19 protein-coding genes and 1 tRNA gene are annotated in these 19,551 nt (G+C 62.2%); 9 read left to right on the plus strand and 11 right to left on the minus strand.

From position 1 onward, the window contains the following. The first annotated feature begins 12 nt into the window (after positions 1 to 12). The 5 genes from ACOYXG_RS11555 (at position 13) to ACOYXG_RS11575 (ending at position 3,787) form a co-directional block, all read left to right on the plus strand. Positions 13 to 408: a hypothetical protein gene (locus ACOYXG_RS11555; RefSeq protein ID WP_333991787.1), complete on the plus strand. Its 396-nt coding sequence runs from the start codon at positions 13 to 15 to the stop codon at positions 406 to 408. Between the two features lie 24 nt (positions 409 to 432). Further along, entirely contained in the window at positions 433 to 816 is a 384-nt protein-coding gene (locus ACOYXG_RS11560) for a DUF1801 domain-containing protein (protein WP_333991784.1), read from the plus strand. Positions 817 to 953: 137 nt separating this feature from the next. After that, a tRNA-Gln gene (locus ACOYXG_RS11565) sits at positions 954 to 1,028 on the plus strand. 172 nt (positions 1,029 to 1,200) lie between these two features. Beyond that, a complete protein-coding gene (locus tag ACOYXG_RS11570) occupies positions 1,201 to 1,581 on the plus strand; it encodes a RidA family protein (RefSeq protein ID WP_460357817.1) in 381 nt (126 codons plus the stop codon). A gap of 217 nt (positions 1,582 to 1,798) precedes the next feature. Then, a complete protein-coding gene (locus tag ACOYXG_RS11575) occupies positions 1,799 to 3,787 on the plus strand; it encodes a peptidase U32 family protein (RefSeq protein WP_047602089.1) in 1,989 nt (662 codons plus the stop codon). 27 nt (positions 3,788 to 3,814) lie between these two features. Here ACOYXG_RS11575 and ACOYXG_RS11580 read toward each other — a convergent pair whose 3' ends face one another. The 6 genes from ACOYXG_RS11580 to ACOYXG_RS11605 form a co-directional block, all read right to left on the minus strand. After that, positions 3,815 to 4,783 carry a Dyp-type peroxidase gene (locus ACOYXG_RS11580; RefSeq protein WP_460357821.1) on the minus strand — a complete coding sequence of 323 codons (969 nt, stop codon included), beginning with the start codon at positions 4,781 to 4,783 and terminating at the stop codon, positions 3,815 to 3,817. Between the two features lie 68 nt (positions 4,784 to 4,851). After that, complete coding sequence (locus ACOYXG_RS11585; RefSeq protein WP_460357823.1) at positions 4,852 to 6,117, minus strand: NAD(P)/FAD-dependent oxidoreductase; 1,266 nt, start codon at positions 6,115 to 6,117, stop codon at positions 4,852 to 4,854. Positions 6,118 to 6,119: 2 nt separating this feature from the next. Continuing rightward, positions 6,120 to 7,697 carry an aldehyde dehydrogenase (NADP(+)) gene (locus ACOYXG_RS11590; protein ID WP_460357827.1) on the minus strand — a complete coding sequence of 526 codons (1,578 nt, stop codon included), beginning with the start codon at positions 7,695 to 7,697 and terminating at the stop codon, positions 6,120 to 6,122. A 58-nt stretch (positions 7,698 to 7,755) separates the two neighbouring features. After that, positions 7,756 to 8,703 carry a dihydrodipicolinate synthase family protein gene (locus ACOYXG_RS11595; protein ID WP_041072540.1) on the minus strand — a complete coding sequence of 316 codons (948 nt, stop codon included), beginning with the start codon at positions 8,701 to 8,703 and terminating at the stop codon, positions 7,756 to 7,758. A gap of 48 nt (positions 8,704 to 8,751) precedes the next feature. Next, positions 8,752 to 9,678, minus strand: coding sequence for a 4-hydroxyproline epimerase (locus ACOYXG_RS11600; protein ID WP_103367581.1), 927 nt, complete (start codon positions 9,676 to 9,678; stop codon positions 8,752 to 8,754). A gap of 21 nt (positions 9,679 to 9,699) precedes the next feature. Next, the gene (locus tag ACOYXG_RS11605; protein ID WP_103367580.1) at positions 9,700 to 11,328 is read right to left on the minus strand and encodes an APC family permease; all 1,629 of its coding nucleotides are present in this window, start codon (positions 11,326 to 11,328) and stop codon (positions 9,700 to 9,702) included. Positions 11,329 to 11,528: 200 nt separating this feature from the next. On the opposite strand from ACOYXG_RS11605, the gene ACOYXG_RS11610 reads away from it, so the two are divergent. Beyond that, positions 11,529 to 12,302 (plus strand): PAS domain-containing protein, encoded by a 774-nt coding sequence (locus tag ACOYXG_RS11610; RefSeq protein ID WP_460357831.1) that lies wholly within the window; start codon positions 11,529 to 11,531, stop codon positions 12,300 to 12,302. Positions 12,303 to 12,312: 10 nt separating this feature from the next. Here ACOYXG_RS11610 and phnE read toward each other — a convergent pair whose 3' ends face one another. The 5 genes from phnE to ACOYXG_RS11635 form a co-directional block, all read right to left on the minus strand. Continuing rightward, positions 12,313 to 13,080, minus strand: a complete 768-nt coding sequence (phnE, locus tag ACOYXG_RS11615) for a phosphonate ABC transporter, permease protein PhnE (protein WP_003224391.1) — start codon at positions 13,078 to 13,080, stop codon at positions 12,313 to 12,315. Continuing rightward, the gene (locus tag ACOYXG_RS11620; protein WP_460357834.1) at positions 13,077 to 13,904 is read right to left on the minus strand and encodes a PhnE/PtxC family ABC transporter permease; all 828 of its coding nucleotides are present in this window, start codon (positions 13,902 to 13,904) and stop codon (positions 13,077 to 13,079) included. Before ACOYXG_RS11620 ends, phnE begins: the two co-directional genes overlap by 4 nt. Next, positions 13,898 to 14,695, minus strand: coding sequence for a phosphonate ABC transporter ATP-binding protein (locus tag ACOYXG_RS11625; protein WP_460357837.1), 798 nt, complete (start codon positions 14,693 to 14,695; stop codon positions 13,898 to 13,900). The genes ACOYXG_RS11620 and ACOYXG_RS11625 overlap by 7 nt, the downstream gene beginning before the upstream one ends. Continuing rightward, positions 14,692 to 15,555, minus strand: coding sequence for a putative selenate ABC transporter substrate-binding protein (locus ACOYXG_RS11630; RefSeq protein WP_460357840.1), 864 nt, complete (start codon positions 15,553 to 15,555; stop codon positions 14,692 to 14,694). The genes ACOYXG_RS11625 and ACOYXG_RS11630 overlap by 4 nt, the downstream gene beginning before the upstream one ends. Positions 15,556 to 15,712: 157 nt before the next feature. Then, positions 15,713 to 16,111, minus strand: coding sequence for a RidA family protein (locus ACOYXG_RS11635; protein WP_285375766.1), 399 nt, complete (start codon positions 16,109 to 16,111; stop codon positions 15,713 to 15,715). 122 nt (positions 16,112 to 16,233) lie between these two features. On the opposite strand from ACOYXG_RS11635, the gene ACOYXG_RS11640 reads away from it, so the two are divergent. From ACOYXG_RS11640 to ACOYXG_RS11650, 3 genes are all read left to right on the plus strand, one after another. Further along, positions 16,234 to 17,178: a LysR family transcriptional regulator gene (locus tag ACOYXG_RS11640; RefSeq protein WP_460357844.1), complete on the plus strand. Its 945-nt coding sequence runs from the start codon at positions 16,234 to 16,236 to the stop codon at positions 17,176 to 17,178. Positions 17,179 to 17,252: 74 nt separating this feature from the next. After that, entirely contained in the window at positions 17,253 to 18,413 is a 1,161-nt protein-coding gene (locus ACOYXG_RS11645) for a radical SAM protein (protein WP_027613826.1), read from the plus strand. A 93-nt stretch (positions 18,414 to 18,506) separates the two neighbouring features. After that, positions 18,507 to 19,529 carry a GlxA family transcriptional regulator gene (locus tag ACOYXG_RS11650; RefSeq protein ID WP_460357847.1) on the plus strand — a complete coding sequence of 341 codons (1,023 nt, stop codon included), beginning with the start codon at positions 18,507 to 18,509 and terminating at the stop codon, positions 19,527 to 19,529. The last annotated feature ends 22 nt before the right edge of the window (positions 19,530 to 19,551 follow it).

The following is a 19,551-nucleotide window of genomic DNA, read 5'->3' on the forward strand; positions in this document are numbered from 1 at the left end:
TGGGAAATGAGCATGAAAAACACTGCTGTGATCCTTGCACTGACCGCCACTTTCGGCCTCGGCGCCCTGGCCCGCGCAGAAGCGCCAGATCCCGCTACCCTGAAAAGCATGTATGACAGCGGTCGCAACATGTCGGGCCTGATCAAGCATTGCGTCGACAAGGGCTACCTGAAAGCGGACAGCACGGAAAACGCCAACAAGATGGTGGCGTTCGTTGCGAATATGCCGGGCGCGTTCGACAAGGCTGATGGCGACAAGAACGAAAGTCTCGGTCGCAAAGGCGAAGTGTTGGCCGACGGTCAATACAAGAGTCTGCAAGGCAACCTGCCGCCGGATCTGAGCCTCAAGCAATGGTGCGAGCAAGCGGATCAAGGGATGCGTGAGGGGCTCAAGCAAATCGGCTTGTAAACCACATCGAAGAGAACACTTGCCATGAAATCCGAAATACCACCCACCGACGCCTCGGCACTCATCGACGCTCGAATCGCTGAACTGGACGATTGGCGTGGCGTCATTCTCAGCGAGATTCGCAAGGTCATTCATCAGGCCGATCACGAGGTGGTGGAGGAGTGGAAGTGGCGCGGTGTTCCGGTGTGGTCACGGGGCGGGATCATTTGTACCGGGGAGACCTACAAGGCGGCAGTCAAAATGACCTTCGCCAAGGGCGCAGCGTTGGCCGATCCGGCGCGGTTGTTCAACGCCAGCCTTGATGGCAACACCCGCCGGGCGATTGATTTTCATGAGGGTGACACGATCGATGAACAGGCCTTGCAAGCGCTGATTCGCGAGGCGATTGCGCTGAATTTGTCGAAGTGAATCGTGGCGCTTGCTTTGGCTCAGAAATAACTGGCTGTTTTAAAACAAATTTTTTTGCACTCAGGGCTTCCCAGATCAAAAAAAGGTTGGTAAATTGCGGCCCATTCTCGCAGAGCTTGTTACAGAGCTTGAGATACAGGGGCGTCGCCAAGCGGTAAGGCAGCAGGTTTTGATCCTGCCATGCGTTGGTTCGAATCCAGCCGCCCCTGCCATATTCAGAAAAAACGCCAGTCCGAAAGGGCTGGCGTTTTTTTATGCGCGCGATTTGTGGCTGGGGCTGACAGTTGCCTGAGCCAAAGCGGGGGACTGTTGTAAACTCCCCGGCGAAAAGTCCCGGCGCGTTGCTGGCCGGCGACCCTCAATCTCTCCAGACAAGAGACTTTCATGGCTAATCAAGACCTCAGCTTCATCCCTGATCCGGATGCCGATTCCATTTCCTCCGACGTTGTCGGTTTCAACGGCATTCTGGTTTCGACCCAGATCCCGACCCGCGCCGACGGCAGTCTGGAGCTGGGCGATATCACCCTGCAAAGCGAATGCACCCTGCAGGCGCTGAAAGTGGCGCTGGAGCGGGCGGGCAGTTCGATGGATCGCGTGATGCACCTGACCATCTACCTCACCGATATGGCCGACCGTGCGGCGTTCAACGAAGTCTACAAGCGCTTCTTCGCCAAGCCATGGCCGGTGCGCGCCGCTGTGGGCGTGGCGTCGCTGGCGGTGGAAGGCATGCGCGTGGAAGTCACCGCGATGGCCGCCAAGGCCTGACCGCCCCCTGTAGGAGTGAGCCTGCTCGCGATAGCGGTAAATCAGCCACCATCAACGTTGACTGTGCCACCATCATCGCGAGCAGGCTCACTCCTACAGGAGACTCTCGTGTCGGATTGGAGCGAGGTCATCTGCCACTTGGCAGCACAGGCGTGCCGCTCGGGCGTTTCGCGGCTACAATGCGCGCCTTAACCGTGACAGCCTGACTAAAAAAACTATGTCCTTGCCCAAGCATCATCTGGAATTGCTCAGCCCCGCCCGTGACGTGGCGATTGCCCGCGAGGCGATCCTGCACGGCGCCGACGCCGTGTACATCGGTGGCCCGAGCTTCGGCGCGCGCCACAACGCCTGCAACGAGGTGAGCGAAATCGCCGAGCTGGTGGAGTTTGCCCGCCGTTATCACGCGCGCATTTTCACCACCATCAACACCATCCTGCACGACAACGAACTGGAGCCGGCGCGCAAGCTGATCCACCAGTTGTACGACGCCGGTGTCGACGCGCTGATCGTCCAGGACCTGGGCGTGATGGAGCTGGACATTCCGCCGATCGAGCTGCATGCCAGTACCCAGACCGACATCCGCACCCTTGAGCGGGCGAAGTTCCTTGATCAGGCCGGTTTCTCGCAACTGGTACTGGCCCGTGAGCTGAACCTGAAAGAAATCCGCGCCATCGCCGACGAAACCGATGCGGCCATTGAATTCTTCATTCACGGCGCACTGTGCGTGGCGTTCTCCGGGCAGTGCAACATCTCCCACGCGCAGACCGGGCGCAGCGCCAACCGTGGCGACTGCTCGCAGGCCTGCCGTTTGCCGTACACCCTCAAAGACGAAAAGGGTGGGGTGATCGCCTACGAAAAACACCTGCTGTCGATGAAGGACAACAACCAGAGCGCCAACATCCGCGCGCTGGTCGAAGCCGGTGTGCGTTCGTTCAAGATCGAAGGTCGCTACAAGGACATGGGCTATGTGAAGAACATCACTGCCTATTACCGCCAGCGCCTCGACGACGTGCTCGAAGACCGCCCGGACCTGGCCCGCGCTTCCAGCGGCCGTACCGCGCACTTCTTCCTGCCGGACCCGGAAAAGACTTTCCACCGTGGCAGCACCGACTACTTTGTCACCGATCGCAAGATCGACATCGGCGCGTTCGACTCGCCGACCTTCACCGGCCTGCCAGTGGGCACCGTCGAGAAAGTCGGCAAGCGTGACCTGCAGGTGGTGACGCAGGAACCGCTGTCCAACGGTGATGGCCTCAACGTGCTGGTCAAGCGTGAAGTTGTGGGTTTCCGCGCCAACATCGCCGAGCCAAAGGGCGAGTTCGAAGAAGACGGCGAGAAGCGCTATCGCTACCGCGTCGAGCCGAACGAAATGCCCGAAGGCCTGTACAAGCTGCGGCCGAATCATCCGCTGAACCGCAACCTCGACCACAACTGGCAACAGGCGCTGCAGAAGACCTCTGCCGAGCGTCGTGTCGCATTGAGCTGGGTCGCACGTCTGCGTGAAGAGCAACTGGAAGTGACTGCGACCAGTGAAGAGGGCATCAGCGCCAGCGTGACTCTGAACGGCCCGTTCGGTGTCGCCAACAAGCCGGAACAGGCGCTGGAGCAATTGCAGGATCTGCTTGGTCAGCTCGGTACTACCCAGTACCACGCCACCGACATCAAGCTCGATGCGCCGCAGGCGTTCTTCATCCCGAACTCGCAGCTCAAAGCCTTGCGCCGTGAAGTCATCGAAGCCCTGACCGCCGCCCGCGTCGCCGCGCATCCACGTGGCAGCCGCAAGGCCGAAACCACGCCGCCGCCGGTGTACCCGGAGTCGCACCTGTCGTTCCTGGCCAACGTCTACAACCAGAAGGCCCGCGACTTCTACCACCGTCATGGCGTGAAGCTGATCGATGCGGCGTACGAGGCGCACGAAGAGGCCGGTGAAGTGCCGGTGATGATCACCAAGCACTGCCTGCGTTTCTCGTTCAACCTGTGCCCGAAACAGGCCAAAGGCGTGACCGGCGTGCGCACCAAAGTCGCGCCGATGCAGCTGATTCACGGCGACGAAGTGCTGACCCTGAAGTTCGACTGCAAGCCGTGCGAGATGCACATCATCGGCAAGATGAAAGGCCACATCCTCAACATGCCGCAACCGGGCAGTGTGGTCGGCCACATCAGCCCGGAAGACCTGCTGAAAACCATCCCGCGCGCGCCACACTGAGTGACGGGCGGGCGTGGCGCTACGGTGTCACGCCTGCTCGGGCTCTCGCTCCGCCAGCTCTTCGAGCAGGTCGGCTGACGGCACAAAGAACAACCCCCCGGTGACTGCGGTGCTGAAGTCGAGCAAACGGTCGTAGTTGCCGACCGGGTTGCCGACAAACATGTTCTCCAGCATCTGCTCGATCGGTTCCGGCGAGCGCGCGTAACCAATGAAATAGGTGCCGAATTCGCCAGCCCCCGGGCGGCCGAACGGCATGTTGTCACGCAGGATCTTCTGCTCCTGGCCGTCCTTGGTAATGGTGGTCAGGGCGCTGTGGGAGTTGCTCGGTTTAACCTCCTCACCGAGTTCGATGTCGGCCAGCTTGGTGCGGCCGATCACCTTCTCCTGAGCCTCGACGCTCAACGCATTCCACGCCTCCATCTTGTGCAGGTACTTCTGCACCAGCACATAACTGCCGGATCCGAACGCGGGGTCTTCGTTGCCGATCAGGGTGAAGTGGTCTGCCTTGCGGCCCACCGGGTTCTCGGTGCCATCGACGAAACCGATGATGCTGCGCATGTCGAAGTAGCGGAACCCCTGCACCTCATCCACCACGGTGATCGCGCCATTGAGCGCGCTGCACAACTGGGTCGCCAGTTCGAAACACAGGTCCATCTGGTCGGCACGGATGTGCAGCAGGATGTCGCCCGGCGTCGCAACGGCGCGACGGCCCTCGACGCCGAACTCGCGGAACGGATGCAGCGACGCCGGGCGCGGGCTGCCGAACAGGGCGTCCCAGGCGTTGGCGCTGAACCCGCAGACACACGACAAGTTACCGCTGGGCACGCGTTTGCCAACCGAACGGGTGAGGGCGGCGATGTCGCCGCACCAGCCGCGCACCTGACTGGCGGCGTCGCTGCCGGGCAGCAGCGTGGCGACGATGAAGATCGCGCTGCTGGTGATCGGGTTGCAGATCGCTTGTGGCTCGGGTGTCTGGGTATCCATTGATGAAGTCATAGTCGGTTCCATATGCGCGGGGCCAAGGTCGGCGCTCAGTATGAAACCAAAAACGTTTCATCGATATCTCAGAAACGCCCCAGTCGATAGGCATCCATCGTCGGCACGCCGGCATTGGTCGAGGGAGACGCCAACTGAGCAATCATCTCAGCAGTCACCGCCGCCTGCGTCAGCCCCAGATGCTGATGACCGAACGCGAGCAGTACCTTGCCGTCGCAGACCTTGTCGATGACCGGCAGCGAGTCCGGCAGCGACGGACGAAAGCCCATCCACGGCGTTGCGTCTTCAGCGTTCAAGTCGCGACGGAACAAACCTTTGCTCAAGCGATGCAACTGCCAGGCGCGTTCCATGAACGGCGGGCGTTGCAGGCCGGCGAACTCCACCGTACCGGCCAGGCGCAGGCCGCCGGTCATTGGCGTCATGATGAACTTGCGCTCCAGCGACGTGACGGCGAACGGCAGGCGCCCTTGCTCATGCGGCAACATCAGGTGATAGCCGCGCTCGGTGTCCAGCGGCACGCGTTTACCGGTCAGCGCAGTGGTGAGCTTCGCCGAATGCGCGCCACAGGCGATCAGCACCTGCCGCGCGGTGAAACGCCCCTGATCGGTGATCAGCGACACGCCATGCGCCTGCAACTGGCCGCCCTGAACCTCCTGCTGGAAGAACTGCACGCCGGCCGTTTTCGCCGCGCTCACCAGTTCACATACCACCTGATACGGGTCGAGAAAATGCCCGGTGCGCGGGTAGAACAATCCGCCCTGAATCTGTTCGCTGAGCTGTGGCGCGCTTTCTCGCACGGCGCTGGCCGACCAGAAATCCACCGGCACCTGTTGCTGACGCATGCGCGCCTGCAAGGCGTCGATCGCTTGCCGCGACTCGGCGCGCTCGAACACCAGCAGCGAGCCGTCCTCTTTGAGCAGGTCGGGGCGGGCGATGCTCTGCAGCAGGCGCTTCCAGGCGTCGAGGCTGCTTTCGTTGAGCGCGCGCAAACCGGCCACGGTGCGCTGAAACGGAGCCGGGCGCAGGTTCAACAGTAATCGGCTGAACCACGGCAAAGCGCGCGGCAGGTACTTCCAGTCCAGGCGCAGCGGCCCCATCGGATCCATCAGCATTGCCGGCAGGCGCTTGAGGATTGACGCATCGGCAATCGGAAACACCTGCTCGGTGGCCAGATGCCCGGCGTTGCCGAACGAGGCGCCATGACCGGGCGGCTGCTTGTCGATGACCACCACCCGTTTACCCTGACGCGCCAGTTGCAGGGCGCAGGCGACACCGATGATGCCGGCGCCGATCACCGCGATATCGGCGTTGTCCGTTGTGAGGTTGTCGGGCATGTTCAGGCTTCCCTCTGGCCGTCGAGCAAGCGTCGTAACTGCAGCGGATTCGCCTGTTTCAGCGGCTGCGGCAACAGGCTGTCGGGAAAATCCTGATAACACACCGGACGCAGGAAGCGCAGGATCGCCGCCGTGCCGACCGAGGTGCTGCGCGAATCCGACGTGGCCGGGAACGGCCCGCCATGCACCATCGCGTCACACACTTCGACCCCGGTCGGCCAGCCGTTGACCAGCAGGCGTCCGGCCTTGCGTTCCAGTGTCGGCAACAAGGCCCGGGCTTGATCCAGATCGGCGTCATCCAGGTGCAGGGTGGCGGTCAACTGGCCTTCGAGGTGTTCGCAGATCTGACGGATTTCATCGTCGTTGGCGCACTGTACGATCAGCGACGCGGCGCCGAATATTTCACCTTGCAGACGCACGTCAGCGATGAAGTCCTGCGCCTGAGTGACGAACAATTGCGCCTGGCACTGGTTCGGCCCTTCAGTCGCGAGACCGCTCGCCACGCGTTGCGCCTGAGGATGTTCGGCCAACGCGGCGACCGCGCTTGAATAGGCGCGGAAAATCCCCGGCGTAAGCATGGTCTGCGCCGGGCTGCGCTGGACCCCTTCGGCGGCAGCGGCGATGAAACTGTCCAGTGCCGGCCCTTGGCGAGCAATGACCAGCCCGGGATTGGTGCAGAACTGCCCGGCGCCCTGAGTCAGCGAGGCGACAAAACCCTGCGCCAACGCCTCACCGCGAGCGGCTAGCGCTGCGGGAAACAGCAGCACCGGATTGATCGAGCTCATTTCCGCGTACACCGGAATCGGTTCTGGCCGCGCTTGCGCCGCTCGGCTCAGAGCGAGGCCGCCGCTGCGCGAGCCGGTGAAGCCCACAGCCTTGATGCGCCAATCGCTGACCAACGCAATGCCGACCTCGTTGCCGGAGCCGAACAGCAGCGAAAACACGCCTTCAGGCAAACCGCATTTTTTCACCGCGCGAGCCAGCGCCTGGCCGACCAGTTCACTGGTGCCGGGATGCGCGTTGTGTGCCTTGACGATTACCGGGCAACCGGCGGCCAGTGCAGACGCGGTGTCGCCGCCCGCCACGGAGAACGCCAGCGGAAAGTTGCTGGCGCCAAACACCGCCACTGGCCCCAGCGCAATCTGCCGCTGGCGCAAATCAGAACGTGGCAGCGGCTGGCGCTGTGGTTGTGATTGATCGACGCGAACATCCAGCCATTCGCCGGCCCGCACGGTGCGGGCGAAGGTGCGCAGTTGTCCGCAGGTGCGCCCGCGTTCGCCCTGGATACGGGCGCGTGGCAGGCCGGTTTCGGCCACGGCACGGTCGATCAGCGCATCGCCAAGGGCTTCGATCTCATTGGCGATGGTTTCGAGAAATTCGGCGCGAGCGTTGAGGGACGTCTCGCGATAACGATCAAAGGCTTGCCACGCCAGTGCGCAGGCCTGTTCGACATGTTCTGCAGTGCCACCGGCATAGGCCGGTTCCAGCACCGCGTCGGTGGCGGGATTGATCGCGCGGATCGCTTCACGGCTGCCGGCAACGGCTTGGCCGCCGATCAACATGTGGCCTGTCAGAGTCATGACGCTTCCTTGAAAAAACAGGTGAAACCCCGGCATCACACCGGGGCAGGGGCTGCGGTCAGGCGAGGTTCTGTTCGGCGGACCAGTTTTTGTACCACTGGCGGAACAGCGCGTACTGGGTCTCGGCGTAGCGGCGCTGGGCATCGCTCAGCGCGTCGGTTTCATTGAAGTGCAGGGCGTATTCGCGGTCGCCGTTGAGCACCATCAGGTGCTTGTAATACAGCACCAGATCGCAGCCTTCATCGAACGACGACAGCACCGCCAGCGCCGCTTCCAGTTCGCGCGCCAGACGCCGGGCCTTGGCGTCGCCCTTGGCCGCTTGCTTGCTCAGCGCCACCAGTTGCAGCACTTCGCGCGGCAGGGCGTTGCCGATACCGGTGATCGCGCCGGTGGCGTTGCAGTTGACGAAACCGTGCACCACTTGGGTATCGACACCGACCATCAGGGTCACGGCATCGTCCTGCGAGGTGATGTTTTCGGCGGCGTAGCGCAAGTCGGCGCCACCGCCGAACTCCTTGAAGCCGATCAGGTTCGGGTGTTCGCGGCGCAGTTCGAAGAACAGCTCGGCGCGGGTGGCGAAGCCGTAGTAGGGGCTGTTGTAGATCACCGCCGGCAGGTTCGGCGCGGCGTTGAGGATCGCGGCGAAGTGGGCTTTTTGCGCGGTGGCCGAAGCACCACGGGACAAGACGCGGGGAATCACCATCAGGCCATGGGCGCCGACTTTCGCCGCATGCGCGGCGTGGGACACCGCTTCACGGCTGTTGACCGCGCCAGTGCCGACGATGGTCGGAACCCCGGCGGCCACCAGACGCGCCACGCCTTCCTGACGCTCGGCCTCGGTCAGCAACGGCCAGTCGCCCATCGAGCCGCAGTAAACCACCGCGCTCATGCCGATATCGATCAGCTCGCGACCCTTGGCCACCAGTGCGTCGAAGTCAGGTTTGCGCGCGGCGGTGCACGGAGTCATCAGCGCGGGAATGCAGCCAGTGAAGATGTTATCGCTCATTGTTGTAGCTCCTCGGGACATTCATTCAAGTCAAAAAAACGGGGCAGGTCAGATGCCCCAGGCGAAAGGATCCTGCTCGTCGATCAGCAGGGTGGCGTCGGCGGTCATGTAGGCGCGGCCGGTAATGAATGGGCGCACGCGTTCGCCATGCCATTCGAAGCGCCCTTCGAACTGGCTGCCGGTGATGCTCGCTTGCGTCCAGACCTGGCCTTCGGCGAGTTTGCCGTCAGCGGCCAGGCAGGCGAGTTTGGCGCTGGTGCCGGTGCCGCAGGGGGAGCGGTCGTAGGCTTTGCCCGGGCACATGACGAAGTTGCGGCTGTCGGCGTGGGCGTCGTCGGCAAACAGTTCGACGTGATCGATCAGTGCGCCGTCCTCGCCGTGAACGCCTTGGGCCTCAAGGGCCTTGAGCATCGCCCAGGTGTAATCGGTGAGGGCTTCGACGTTGCTCATCTGCAGGTCCTGGCCGTGTTCGGAAACCAGGAAAAACCAGTTGCCGCCCCAGGCGACGTCGCCGAACACCAGACCGTAGCCGGGCACGTCCACCGGCACCTGTTCGCGGTAGCGCCAGGCCGGGACGTTGCCCACGGTCACCGCGCCGTCCTCGTGCAGGGTGGCGCTGACCGGGCCGACCGGGGTGTCGATCTTGTGCACGCCCGGTTCGATCTGCCCCAGGTAATGCAGCGAGTTGACCAGGCCGATGGTGCCGTGGCCGCACATGCCGAGGTAGCCGGCGTTGTTGAAGAAAATCACCCCGCAGGTGGCATCCGGCGACACCGGCGCGCAGTACAGCGCACCGACCAGCACGTCGTTGCCACGGGGCTCCAGCAGGCAGGCGCGGCGCCATTGATCGTGGCCCTCGCGCAAGGCATCGCGCTTCTCGGCCATGCTGTTGCCGGGCAGCTCGGGGAAGCCTTTCATCACCAGGCGCGTGGGTTCACCGCCAGTGTGGGAATCGATGATGTGCAGTCGTTTCATGGTTCGTCCCTTGAGTGAAGGTCAGGCGTGAGCAGGGCGCTGGCCCGTTGCCGAATGGGTGGAGGATTCAGCGGCTTCGCTTTCGTCGTCCTCGGTTTCCAGACGAATCAGGCGTGCCGGTACGCCGGTGGCCGCGCCCCAGTAGTAGATGGCCAGCGCGCAGACCGCGACGATCACCGTGTCGAACGGATGACTGAGCACGCCGATACCGCCGAAACTGCCGAGCTTGGAGAGGACGATGGTCACCGCGTAGAAGCCGATCAGCCATGCCGACGAGCGAACTTGCTGGCCGAGGTTCAAGTGCGCGGTCGGCACCATGCGCCCACACAGCAGGTAGATGACAAACATCAGGATTTGCAGGCCGAGCAACCACGACACGGTGCCCCAGCCCGACCAGTAGACAATCAGCGCGGCGATGATGAACGACAGCGGCCCAAGCACGCTCATGCCCTTGACCCGGAACGGACGCGGCATGTCCGGCGCGTTACGGCGCAGTGCGGCCACCGTCACCGGGGCCACGGCGTAGCTCAATACCAGCGCGGCAGAGACAACGTTGATCAGCGCTTCCCACGACGGGAATGGCAGGGTCCAGAACACCGACAGGCCAAAGGTCAGCCACAGCGCCGGGCGTGGGATGCCGGATTTTTCATCGATGCGGGTGAAGATCTTGAAGAAGGTCCCGGTCTGCGCCCAGCCGTAGATCACCCGTGGCGTGGCGTTCATGTAGATATTGCCGCAGCCGCTGGGCGAGATCACCGCATCGGCCACCACCAGATACGCCAGCCAGCCGACGCCCAGCGCCAAGGCGATGTCGCGATACGGCAGGGCCAGTTCCTTGGCGACGCCGGCCCAGCCATTGGCGAGCATTTCGGTCGGGATGCCGCCGAGGAAAGCGGTTTGCAGCAACACGTAAATCGCGGTGGACAGCAGCACCGACAGGATCAGCGCAATCGGGATCGTGCGTTGCGGATTCTTCACTTCACTGGCCACGGAGATGATCGGCGTCAGGCCCAGATAAGCGAAGATCACCCCGCCGGCCGACACGGCCATTTCGATGCCGGACAGACCGAACGGCGCAAAGCCATGCACTTCGAAATTGGCCGGTTTGAAGAAGGTGAACAGCACGCCGATCACCAGCAGCGGCACGATGAACTTGAACACGCTGACCAGATTGTTGGCCATGGCGAACGTCTTCACGCTGCGGTAATTGAGCAGGAAAAACAGGCACAACAGCCCGAACTGCACGAACCACCCGAGCACGGTCGGGTCGCTGGAGCCGACCTTGGTCAACTCGGGAAACCACGCTGCCGCATATTGCCGCGAGGCGACCACTTCGATCGCCACCAGGCTGGAAAACGCGATCAGCGTGATGAAGCCCATCAGGTAACCGAGCAGTGGCCCGTGGGAGTAAACCGGGTAACGCACCACGCCACCGGCACGGGGCAACGCGGCGCCCAATTCGCAGTAGACAATGCCCAGCAGCAACACGGCGAAACCACCGAGCAGCCAGGAAAAGATCCCTGCCGGGCCGGCGATGGCCGACACGTGACTGGCGGCGAACAACCAGCCCGAGCCGAAGATCGCCCCCAGTCCGATGAACGTGAGGTCTATCAGTGAAAGTTGTTTCTTGAACTTGCCTTGGCCTGTCATAGCGTCGCCTTCTTGTTGGTTGTTGGAGGGGCGTGCAGTGGCGCTACAGTGAACTCATCGGGCGATGGGCGATTGATGTTTTTTGCCGGTGACGATGACGAAATCAGCACAGTGGCCAACGGCAAAGGCCCGGCTCGACAGGCTGTCGGCCATCGGGCAATCTGCGCGCAAGCCAATGCGCACAGTGGGGAGTGACAGTCATGACGCAGAACGCGTTTGCGATCCTGAGCCAGCAGAACGAGGCGAGCCGACCGCAATGCCTCGACGATCTGCTCGCCAGCATGGCGCTGCTGTTGCCGATGCTCGACGTGATTCCCAACGCGGCGATCTTCATCAAGGATCTGCAGGCGCGCTACGTAATGGCCAACCAGACGCTGGTGCAGCGCTGCGGTTTGAAAGACCTGCGACCGTTACTGGGCAAGACCAGCGCCGAGGTGTTTCCGGCGCAATTGGGCCCGGGCTATACCGAGCAGGATCGGCGGGTGCTTGAAGAAGGGTTTGTGCTGGAAGATCAACTGGAGCTGCATCTGTACGGCAGCCGTGAACCGGGCTGGTGCCTGACGCACAAGCGTCCGCTGTACAACCGGGATAATCGGATCATTGGCCTGGCGGGAATTTCCGTCGACTTGCAGACCGCCAGCGAAACCCATCCGGCGTATCAGCGGCTGGCGGCGGTGGACGAGTACATCCGGGCAAACTTCAATCAGCGCGTCAGCCTGAGCGAACTGACGCGCATCGCCGGAATTTCAGTGGCGCAACTGGAGCGCTACTGCAAGCGCGTGTTCCACCTGACGCCGCGGCAGATGATCCAGAAAGTCCGTCTTGAGCACGCGCATCGGCTGTTGCACGGCGAGTTGCCGATCACCGAAGTGGCGCTGCAGTGCGGCTATACCGACCACAGCGCGTTCACCCGGCAGTTCAAGGCTTCGACCGGATTTACCCCGCGCCAGTATCGCTTGGCGACAACGCCCTGAGGCTTGCGCGTCAGGCCTTGACCCAGCGCTGCCGGCTCCAGGCACTCAGCGAATCCACGCCCAGCACCAGAATCAGCATCGCCAGAATCACCGTGCTCGCCTGCGCTTCCTGAAACAGGCTGAGGCTGACATACAGCATCTGCCCCAAACCGCCGGCACCGACAAAGCCCAGCACGCTGGCCATGCGAATGTTGTTTTCCCAGCGATACAGGCAATACGCGAGCAATTGCGGGGCAAGGTTGGGCAGGGTGCCATAGCAGAAGGCGAGCACCGGGTTGCCGCCCTGCAAACGGATCGCTTCAGCCGGTTCCGGCGGGGTGTTTTCCAGCGCTTCGGCGAACAACCGGCCGAGCACGCCGGTGGTGTGCAGGGCCAGCGCCAGGGTGCCGGCGTTCGGGCCGAGGCCGGCGGCGAGCACCATCAGTGCCGCCCACACCAGTTCCGGAATCGCCCGCAGACCGTTGAGCAGCAGGCGCGAAGCGCTTTGCAGCGGCCAGCCGAAACGTCCGGCGGCGGGCAGCGCGAGGAGGATGCCGAACACCGCCGCGAGCAGGGTGCCGAGGGCCGACATGGCGAGGGTTTCCAGCGAGCCCTTGAGGATCGCCTGCAAATGCGTGGCGCTCAGGTCCGGGCTGAGAAAGCGCTGCGCGTAGGCACCCATCTGCTTGAGGCTGGTGGCGCTGCCCAGTTCACCAAGGTCGAGTTCGAGGTAGCCGAACGAGGCGATGACCGCGACGCCAATGCCGACAATCAGCAACAGATTAATCAGACGATTCATGTCAGCCTCCAGCGCAGCAGGCGGCTGAGTTGATCGGCACCGAGCACCAGAATCAGGAAGGTCAGCAACATGCTTGCCACTTCACCGCCGGCGAACATGCGCAGCGACAGGTCGATCTGCTGGCCGAGGCCACCAGCGCCGACAAACCCCATCACCACTGACGCACGAATCGCGCACTCCCAGCGATATACCGTGTACGACAGCAACTCCGCCGCGACATTCGGCAGAATCCCGTAGGCAAACGCCGCGAGTCGTCCGCTGCCGGCCTGCATCAAGGCGTGCGCCGGGCGTTGGTCGGTGGATTCGAAAATTTCCGCGTAGACCTTGCCGAGCATGCCGCTGTAGGTGATGGCGATCGCCAGCACACCGGCTGCCGGGCCTAGGCCCACGGCACGCACAAACAGCAGCGCCCAGACAATCTCGGGCACGCTGCGCAAGAAGATCAGCAGCCCGCGCACCGGCCAGCGCAGCAAGCTTCCGACCCGACTGGGAATGCCGCCGCGGGACGCGGCGGACAACGACAGTGCGCGACTGGCAATCAGGCTCGCCGGTACCGCCAGCAGCAGTGCGAGGGCCATACCGGCGGTGGCGATGGCCAGTGTTTGCAGGGTGGCTTTGAACAGTAACTGAAGAAAGTCGTGGTCATGCGCCGGTGGCCAGAATCCGGAGATGAAGCGGCCCATTTCGGTCTGGCTGTCGCTGTGCAGCAGCACGCCAAGGTCCAGTTCGCTGAGCTGGATGCCCGGCCACAGCAGGGCAATTGCCAGCAGGGTCAGCAGCAGTCGCGGCGCGGCAGCAGGGTCGCGTGAATCAGCCCTCAGCATCTCGGGATCTGCACAATCAGCGGCGCACTGGGCGTCGTCGGGCTTTGCAATTGCTCGTTGGCGTACAGCGTGTCGAGCATCTCGCGGCTGACCTGTTCGGCCGGGCTGTCAAACAGGATCTGGCCGTCGCGCAAACCGATGATGCGCGGAAAGTGCGCCAGCGCCAGTTCCACCGCGTGCAGACTCGCTACCAGCGTGACGTTATGTGCCCGCGCGTGCTGCGAGAGGATCGACAGGGTGTGCCCGGCGAGTACCGGGTCCATCGCCGACACCGGTTCGTCCGCCAGCAGAATCTCCGGTGCCTGATACAGCACCCGGGCAATGCCTACGCGCTGCAATTGGCCGCCGGACAATTGCTGGCAGTAAGCGAAGAGTTTGTCGCCCAGATCCAGTCGTGCCAGGGCCGCACGGGCGCCGGGAATATCCGTCGGGTGCAGCAGATTGAGCAGGCTCTTGCCTAAACTCCACTGGCCGAGTTTGCCGGCCAGCACCGCCGTTACCACGCGCTGGCGCGGCGGCAGCGGTGGGGCTTGATGCACCAGGCCGATGCGCGCACGCAGGCGTTGCCGTTGACGGGCCGAGAGATGCCAGGGACGTTCGCCCAGCACCTCGATTTCACCGCTGCTGGGGCGCAACGCGGTGGCCAGCAGGTTCAACAGACTCGACTTGCCGGCCCCGGAAGGACCGATGATCGCCACCTGCTCGCCGGCGCCAATCTGCAGGTCGATGCCGCGCAGCGCATCGACTCCATTGGCGTGGTGCAGGCGGGCTTGTTTGAGGCTCAGGGTCATTTCAACAGATCGGCAGCGCGAGCAGCTTCCTCGATACCCTTGTAGTTTTCGGGCTTGGTGTCGATGAAGCGGCTGGCCGCCTGCAGATCAAGAATCTTCTTTTGCTCGGAGTTGGCCGGGTCGAGGTCAAGGAAAGCTTTCTTGATCTTCGCCGCCAGCGCCGGGTCGAGGGTGCCGCGCACGGTCCAGTTGTAATCGAAGTAGGCCGGGGTGGTGGCGAACACGTGGACCTTGCTGGTGTCGACCTTGCCTGCGTCCACCAGTTTCTGCCAGACGCTGGCGTTGAGCACACCGGCATCGACCTTGCCGGCCTGGACCCAGGCGACGGTGGCGTCGTGGGCGCCGGAGTAGGCAACGCGGCTGAAATAGGCTTCCGGCTTGATGTTGTCGTTCTTCAGCATGAAATAACGCGGCATCAGGCTGCCGGAGGTGGACGACACCGAGCCAAAAGCAAAGGTCTTGCCTTTGAGGTCGGCCAGGCTCTTGACGTTCGGGTCGGCGGTGATGAACTTGCTGGTGAACTGCGCATCCTGCTCACGCTGCACCAGCGGGATCACCGGGGTGGTGGCGTCGGTCTTCAGGCGTGCCTGAACAAAAGTGAAACCGCCCAGCCAGGCCATGTCGAGGCGGTCGGTCGCCAGGGCTTCAACCACCGCCGGATAGTCGGCCACGGGAACGAACTGCACTTTCATGCCCAACTGCTGCTCCAGGTACGCACCGAGCGGCTCGAACTTGCGCAGCAATTCGGTCGGGGCTTCATCGGGAATCGCGCTGACCCGCAACACATCGGCGGCATGCGCCACCAGAGCAGAAAAAGACAGGGCCAGACCAGCAGTCAGTGCCAGGGTTCGTTTGAGCATGGAAATCTCCGTTTCATGAGCGTCGCATTCTAAGCGCCGCGACGCGAGGTGTCGCGATCGGGCGCTCAATCAGGTTAGACGAAACGGCGAGGTTATACGCAGCCGCGCTGTCAAAGGCCAGCAGTGGTGTCCGACGATGTTTTACCCCGGATTACGATCATGGGGTTTCCGGGAGTTTGGCAATCACCTTGATCTCGAACTGAAACCCAGCCAGCCAGGTCACGCCGACCGCAGTAATCGTCGGATACGGTGCGCTGCCCCAGAACTCCGGTACCACTTCCCAGATGGTTTCGAAGGTCGATTGTGGATCGATCATGAACACCGTGACGTCCACCGCATCGGCGAAGCTGCAACCGGCGGCATCGAGGATCGCGTTGAGGTTATTGAACGCCAGGCGCACCTGGTTCTGCAGATCCGGCTCGGGCGAACCATCTACACGGCTGCCGACTTGCCCCGAGACAAACAGAAAACCGTTGGAACGAATCGCTGGCGAATAACGATGGCGCTCGTAAAGCGCATGGCGGGCTGGCGGGAAAACGACGTCGCGCTGGGTCATGGGTGTCTCCATCATTGTTTGGTGGTTGCTGATGGAGTGACTGTAGGGGCTTGCGCAGTGGCGATAAACGCGCAAGCTTGGCGTTCACTGTTTGCAGATTCCAAACAATTCGAGGGCGCAAAGTGGACCGTTTCGATGCAATGCAGGCGTTCGCCCGGGTGGTCGAGGCGGGCAGTTTCACCAAGGCTGCCGAGACCTTGCACATGAGCAAGACCACCGTGACCCAACTCGTGCAGCAACTGGAAGCCCGGCTGCGGGTCAGGTTGCTCAACCGCACCACGCGCAAGGTCAACGTCACTGCCGATGGCGCAATCTATTACGAACGGGTCATTAGGTTGTTGGCCGATATGGACGACGCCGAAACCAGTCTGTCCGGCGCCTCGGCATTGCCCAGAGGACGCTTGCGCGTAGATGTGCCGAGCCCGCTGGCGAGGCTGATTCTGGTGCCGGCATTGCCTGAGTTTCATGCGCGTTATCCGGACATTCAGATCGACATGGGTGTCAGCGACCGCATCGTCGACATCATCGATGAGAACGTCGATTGCGTGGTGCGCGGCGGCGAATTGCTTGATCAGTCACTGATGGCGCGGCGGGTCGCCGATCTTCAGCTCGGGGTTTTCGCCGCGCCGGATTATCTGGCCCGTGCCGGCACGCCGCAGCATCCACGCGAGCTGGAGGACTCGCATCATCGGGTGGTCGGTTTTCTCTGGGCGCGCACCGGCAAACCCGTGCCTTACGCCTTGCACAATGGCAGCGAACACCTGCAGATCAAGGGCCGCCACGTGCTCGCCGTCGATGACGGCAACGCATACCTTGCGGCAGGTCTGGCCGGCATGGGCGTGCTGTGGTTACCCAGGTACATGTCGCACGCACATCAGGCTCGGGGTGAGTTGGTGCCGCTGTTCGAGGACTGGCAACTCGAGCCGATGCCGCTCTACGTGGCGTACCCGCCGAACCGGCATATCAGCCAAAAGCTAAGGGTATTTATCAATTGGATCGTGGAATTGATGGCGCACCATGGCAATGGCCCGGAACTTGCTGAGCCGCGCTCCGGGACTGTCAAATAACTAACGAATAACGCCAACCATGACAGTCGCTTGCTCTGGATGCACCGCTATTCACTCAAGGAGCGTCACCCGTCATGAATATGTATATCGATATTGTCGGTGCGTGCAATTTAAGCTGCCCTTCGTGCCCGATGGGCAACTCGGAAAACGTCAACTTCAAGAAAGCCATGCAAGTCGACATGTTCCGCAAGATCGTCGAGAAGGCCCGCAACGAAGGGGTCGAGACGATCTTTCTGTACAACTGGACCGAGCCGTTGATCCATCCGCGAATCGGTGAGTTTGTCGAGATCATCAATGCCGCCGGTTTGCAGAGCGGTATCAGCTCCAACTTGAACCTGGCCAAGAACATGGAAACCGCCATGCTGGCCAACCCGTGGTTCTTCCGTATTTCGTTGTCCGGGTTTTACCAGGAGACTTACCAGCAGGGGCACGTGGGCGGCGACATTGAAGTGGTCAAGGCCAACATGATCAAACTGCATGAACTCAAGCAGCAACATGGCTTGAGTACGCGCATCGAGGTTTACTACCACCGTTATCTGGACAACATGGAAGAAGAAGGGCTGATGCGCGAATTCAGCCAGAGTCTGGGTTTCGAGTTCTCCACCGGATATTCAGTGATGATGCCGCTGGAAAAAACGCTGGCGCTGATCGAGCGCGACCCTTCGGTGACGGATACCGATCATGAAACCCTGAAAAGGCTGGCGCTGCCGCCCTTCGACGATCTGGTCAATCTGGTCCGTCAATATCCCAAGCAAGCGTGCTCGCTCAAGGATGACTGGCTGGTGCTCGACTGCAACGGCAATACCGTTTTGTGCTGTTCCGTTTTCAATCAGACCGAATACCAGGTCGGCAAGTATCTGGACATGCCTCTGGCGCAATTGACCGGCCTGAAGTCCACCCAGAAAAATTGCGTCGACATGTGCAATCGCTGCGCAAAAAACGGCTTGCACATCTACTCGACCCAATCCAATCGGGGGCCGCTGGAAAGTCACGCCGTCAACCGCATTATCGACTTCCAGCGGCGCACGATCATGGGGCTGCCGGTCGAAAGCGAAAAGCTTGGGCGAACCGGCGAAGTCAGTGCGGAGAACTTCGACGAAGCGCAATACCTGCATATGAACCAGGACGTCAAAAACGCGATTTCCACGGGCGCGTTCACCAGCGGTTATCAGCATTACGTGCTGTTCGGTCGTCTGGAAGGCCGGCTCGGTGCGGGTTATCTCACGGTCGTCTGACCGTGCGGATCAGGTCCCGCCAATTCAGTTGCCACAAGCGTGATTGACTCTTTGGCCCATCAAGCCAACTATCGGCGCATAACAACATGACCGATGGGCCAGACCTTGATCGAACGACGTCAATTCAGCGGAGGCATGAAGGGCAAAAACCTCCGCTATCTGAATGAGCAATCCGCCGAGACCCGCATCACCCGCACCGGTTTTCTGCTGCTGGAACACTTTTCGCTGCCGGCCTTCACCCAGGCGCTGGACACCATCATCACCGCCAACCTGTTGCGCGCCGGACTGTTCAGCTCGCGCACGTTCGGGCTGGGCGAGGGTGAAGTGATCAGCGATCTGGGGCTGGTGATTCGCCCGGATGCGCGGATTGACGCCGCCAGCCTTGCGGATCTGGACTTGCTGGTGGTGTGTGGCGGCTACCGCACTGAGCTGAAGGCCAGCGAGGAGTTGAACAGCCTGCTGCGCGCGGCGGCGGAGCGCGGCGTCAGTCTGGCCGGTTTGTGGAACGGTGCGTGGTTTCTCGGCCGCGCCGGACTGCTCGATGGTTATCGTTGCGCGATCCACCCGGAACACCGTCCCGCACTCACGGAAATTGCCAAGGCCACCCAGGTCAGCAGCGAACCTTATGTGATCGATCGCGACCGGCTCACCGCGTCGAGTCCGTCCGGGGCTTTCCATATGGCGCTGGACTGGATCAAGAGCCTGCACGGCAAGGCGCTGGTCGAAGGCATTGAGGATATTCTGGCGTTCGAGGAGTCGCGGTACCGGCGGATCAAACCGGATGAAAACCTCTGCGTCAGTGCACCGTTGCGCGAGGTGGTCAAGCTGATGGACGCCAACCTCGAGGAACCGCTGGAGCTGGAACAACTGGCGGTGTACGCCGGGCGCTCGCGGCGACAACTGGAGCGCTTGTTCAAGGAGCAACTCGGTACCACGCCGCAGCGCTATTACCTGGAATTGCGCATCACCGAAGCCCGGCGCCTGTTGCAGCACACCGAGCTGTCGCAGATGGAAGTGCTGGTGGCCTGCGGTTTCGTTTCGCCGAGCCATTTCAGCAAGTGCTACAGCGCGTTTTTCGGTTATCGCCCGTCCAGGGAAAAACGCCTGGTCAAATAGACCGAGGCGTTTTCTGCCTTCG

This window comes from Pseudomonas sp. G3-39 (assembly GCF_054790485.1).

Coding starts and splice junctions, on each gene's coding strand:
- ACOYXG_RS11555 (WP_333991787.1), top strand. CDS start 13: ATGAAAAACACTGCTGTGATCCTTGCACTGACCGCCACTTTCGGCCTC.
- ACOYXG_RS11560 (WP_333991784.1), top strand. CDS start 433: ATGAAATCCGAAATACCACCCACCGACGCCTCGGCACTCATCGACGCT.
- ACOYXG_RS11570 (WP_460357817.1), top strand. CDS start 1,201: ATGGCTAATCAAGACCTCAGCTTCATCCCTGATCCGGATGCCGATTCC.
- ACOYXG_RS11575 (WP_047602089.1), top strand. CDS start 1,799: ATGTCCTTGCCCAAGCATCATCTGGAATTGCTCAGCCCCGCCCGTGAC.
- ACOYXG_RS11580 (WP_460357821.1), bottom strand. CDS start 4,783: ATGACTTCATCAATGGATACCCAGACACCCGAGCCACAAGCGATCTGC.
- ACOYXG_RS11585 (WP_460357823.1), bottom strand. CDS start 6,117: ATGCCCGACAACCTCACAACGGACAACGCCGATATCGCGGTGATCGGC.
- ACOYXG_RS11590 (WP_460357827.1), bottom strand. CDS start 7,697: ATGACTCTGACAGGCCACATGTTGATCGGCGGCCAAGCCGTTGCCGGC.
- ACOYXG_RS11595 (WP_041072540.1), bottom strand. CDS start 8,703: ATGAGCGATAACATCTTCACTGGCTGCATTCCCGCGCTGATGACTCCG.
- ACOYXG_RS11600 (WP_103367581.1), bottom strand. CDS start 9,678: ATGAAACGACTGCACATCATCGATTCCCACACTGGCGGTGAACCCACG.
- ACOYXG_RS11605 (WP_103367580.1), bottom strand. CDS start 11,328: ATGACAGGCCAAGGCAAGTTCAAGAAACAACTTTCACTGATAGACCTC.
- ACOYXG_RS11610 (WP_460357831.1), top strand. CDS start 11,529: ATGACGCAGAACGCGTTTGCGATCCTGAGCCAGCAGAACGAGGCGAGC.
- phnE (WP_003224391.1), bottom strand. CDS start 13,080: ATGAATCGTCTGATTAATCTGTTGCTGATTGTCGGCATTGGCGTCGCG.
- ACOYXG_RS11620 (WP_460357834.1), bottom strand. CDS start 13,904: ATGCTGAGGGCTGATTCACGCGACCCTGCTGCCGCGCCGCGACTGCTG.
- ACOYXG_RS11625 (WP_460357837.1), bottom strand. CDS start 14,695: ATGACCCTGAGCCTCAAACAAGCCCGCCTGCACCACGCCAATGGAGTC.
- ACOYXG_RS11630 (WP_460357840.1), bottom strand. CDS start 15,555: ATGCTCAAACGAACCCTGGCACTGACTGCTGGTCTGGCCCTGTCTTTT.
- ACOYXG_RS11635 (WP_285375766.1), bottom strand. CDS start 16,111: ATGACCCAGCGCGACGTCGTTTTCCCGCCAGCCCGCCATGCGCTTTAC.
- ACOYXG_RS11645 (WP_027613826.1), top strand. CDS start 17,253: ATGAATATGTATATCGATATTGTCGGTGCGTGCAATTTAAGCTGCCCT.
- ACOYXG_RS11650 (WP_460357847.1), top strand. CDS start 18,507: ATGGGCCAGACCTTGATCGAACGACGTCAATTCAGCGGAGGCATGAAG.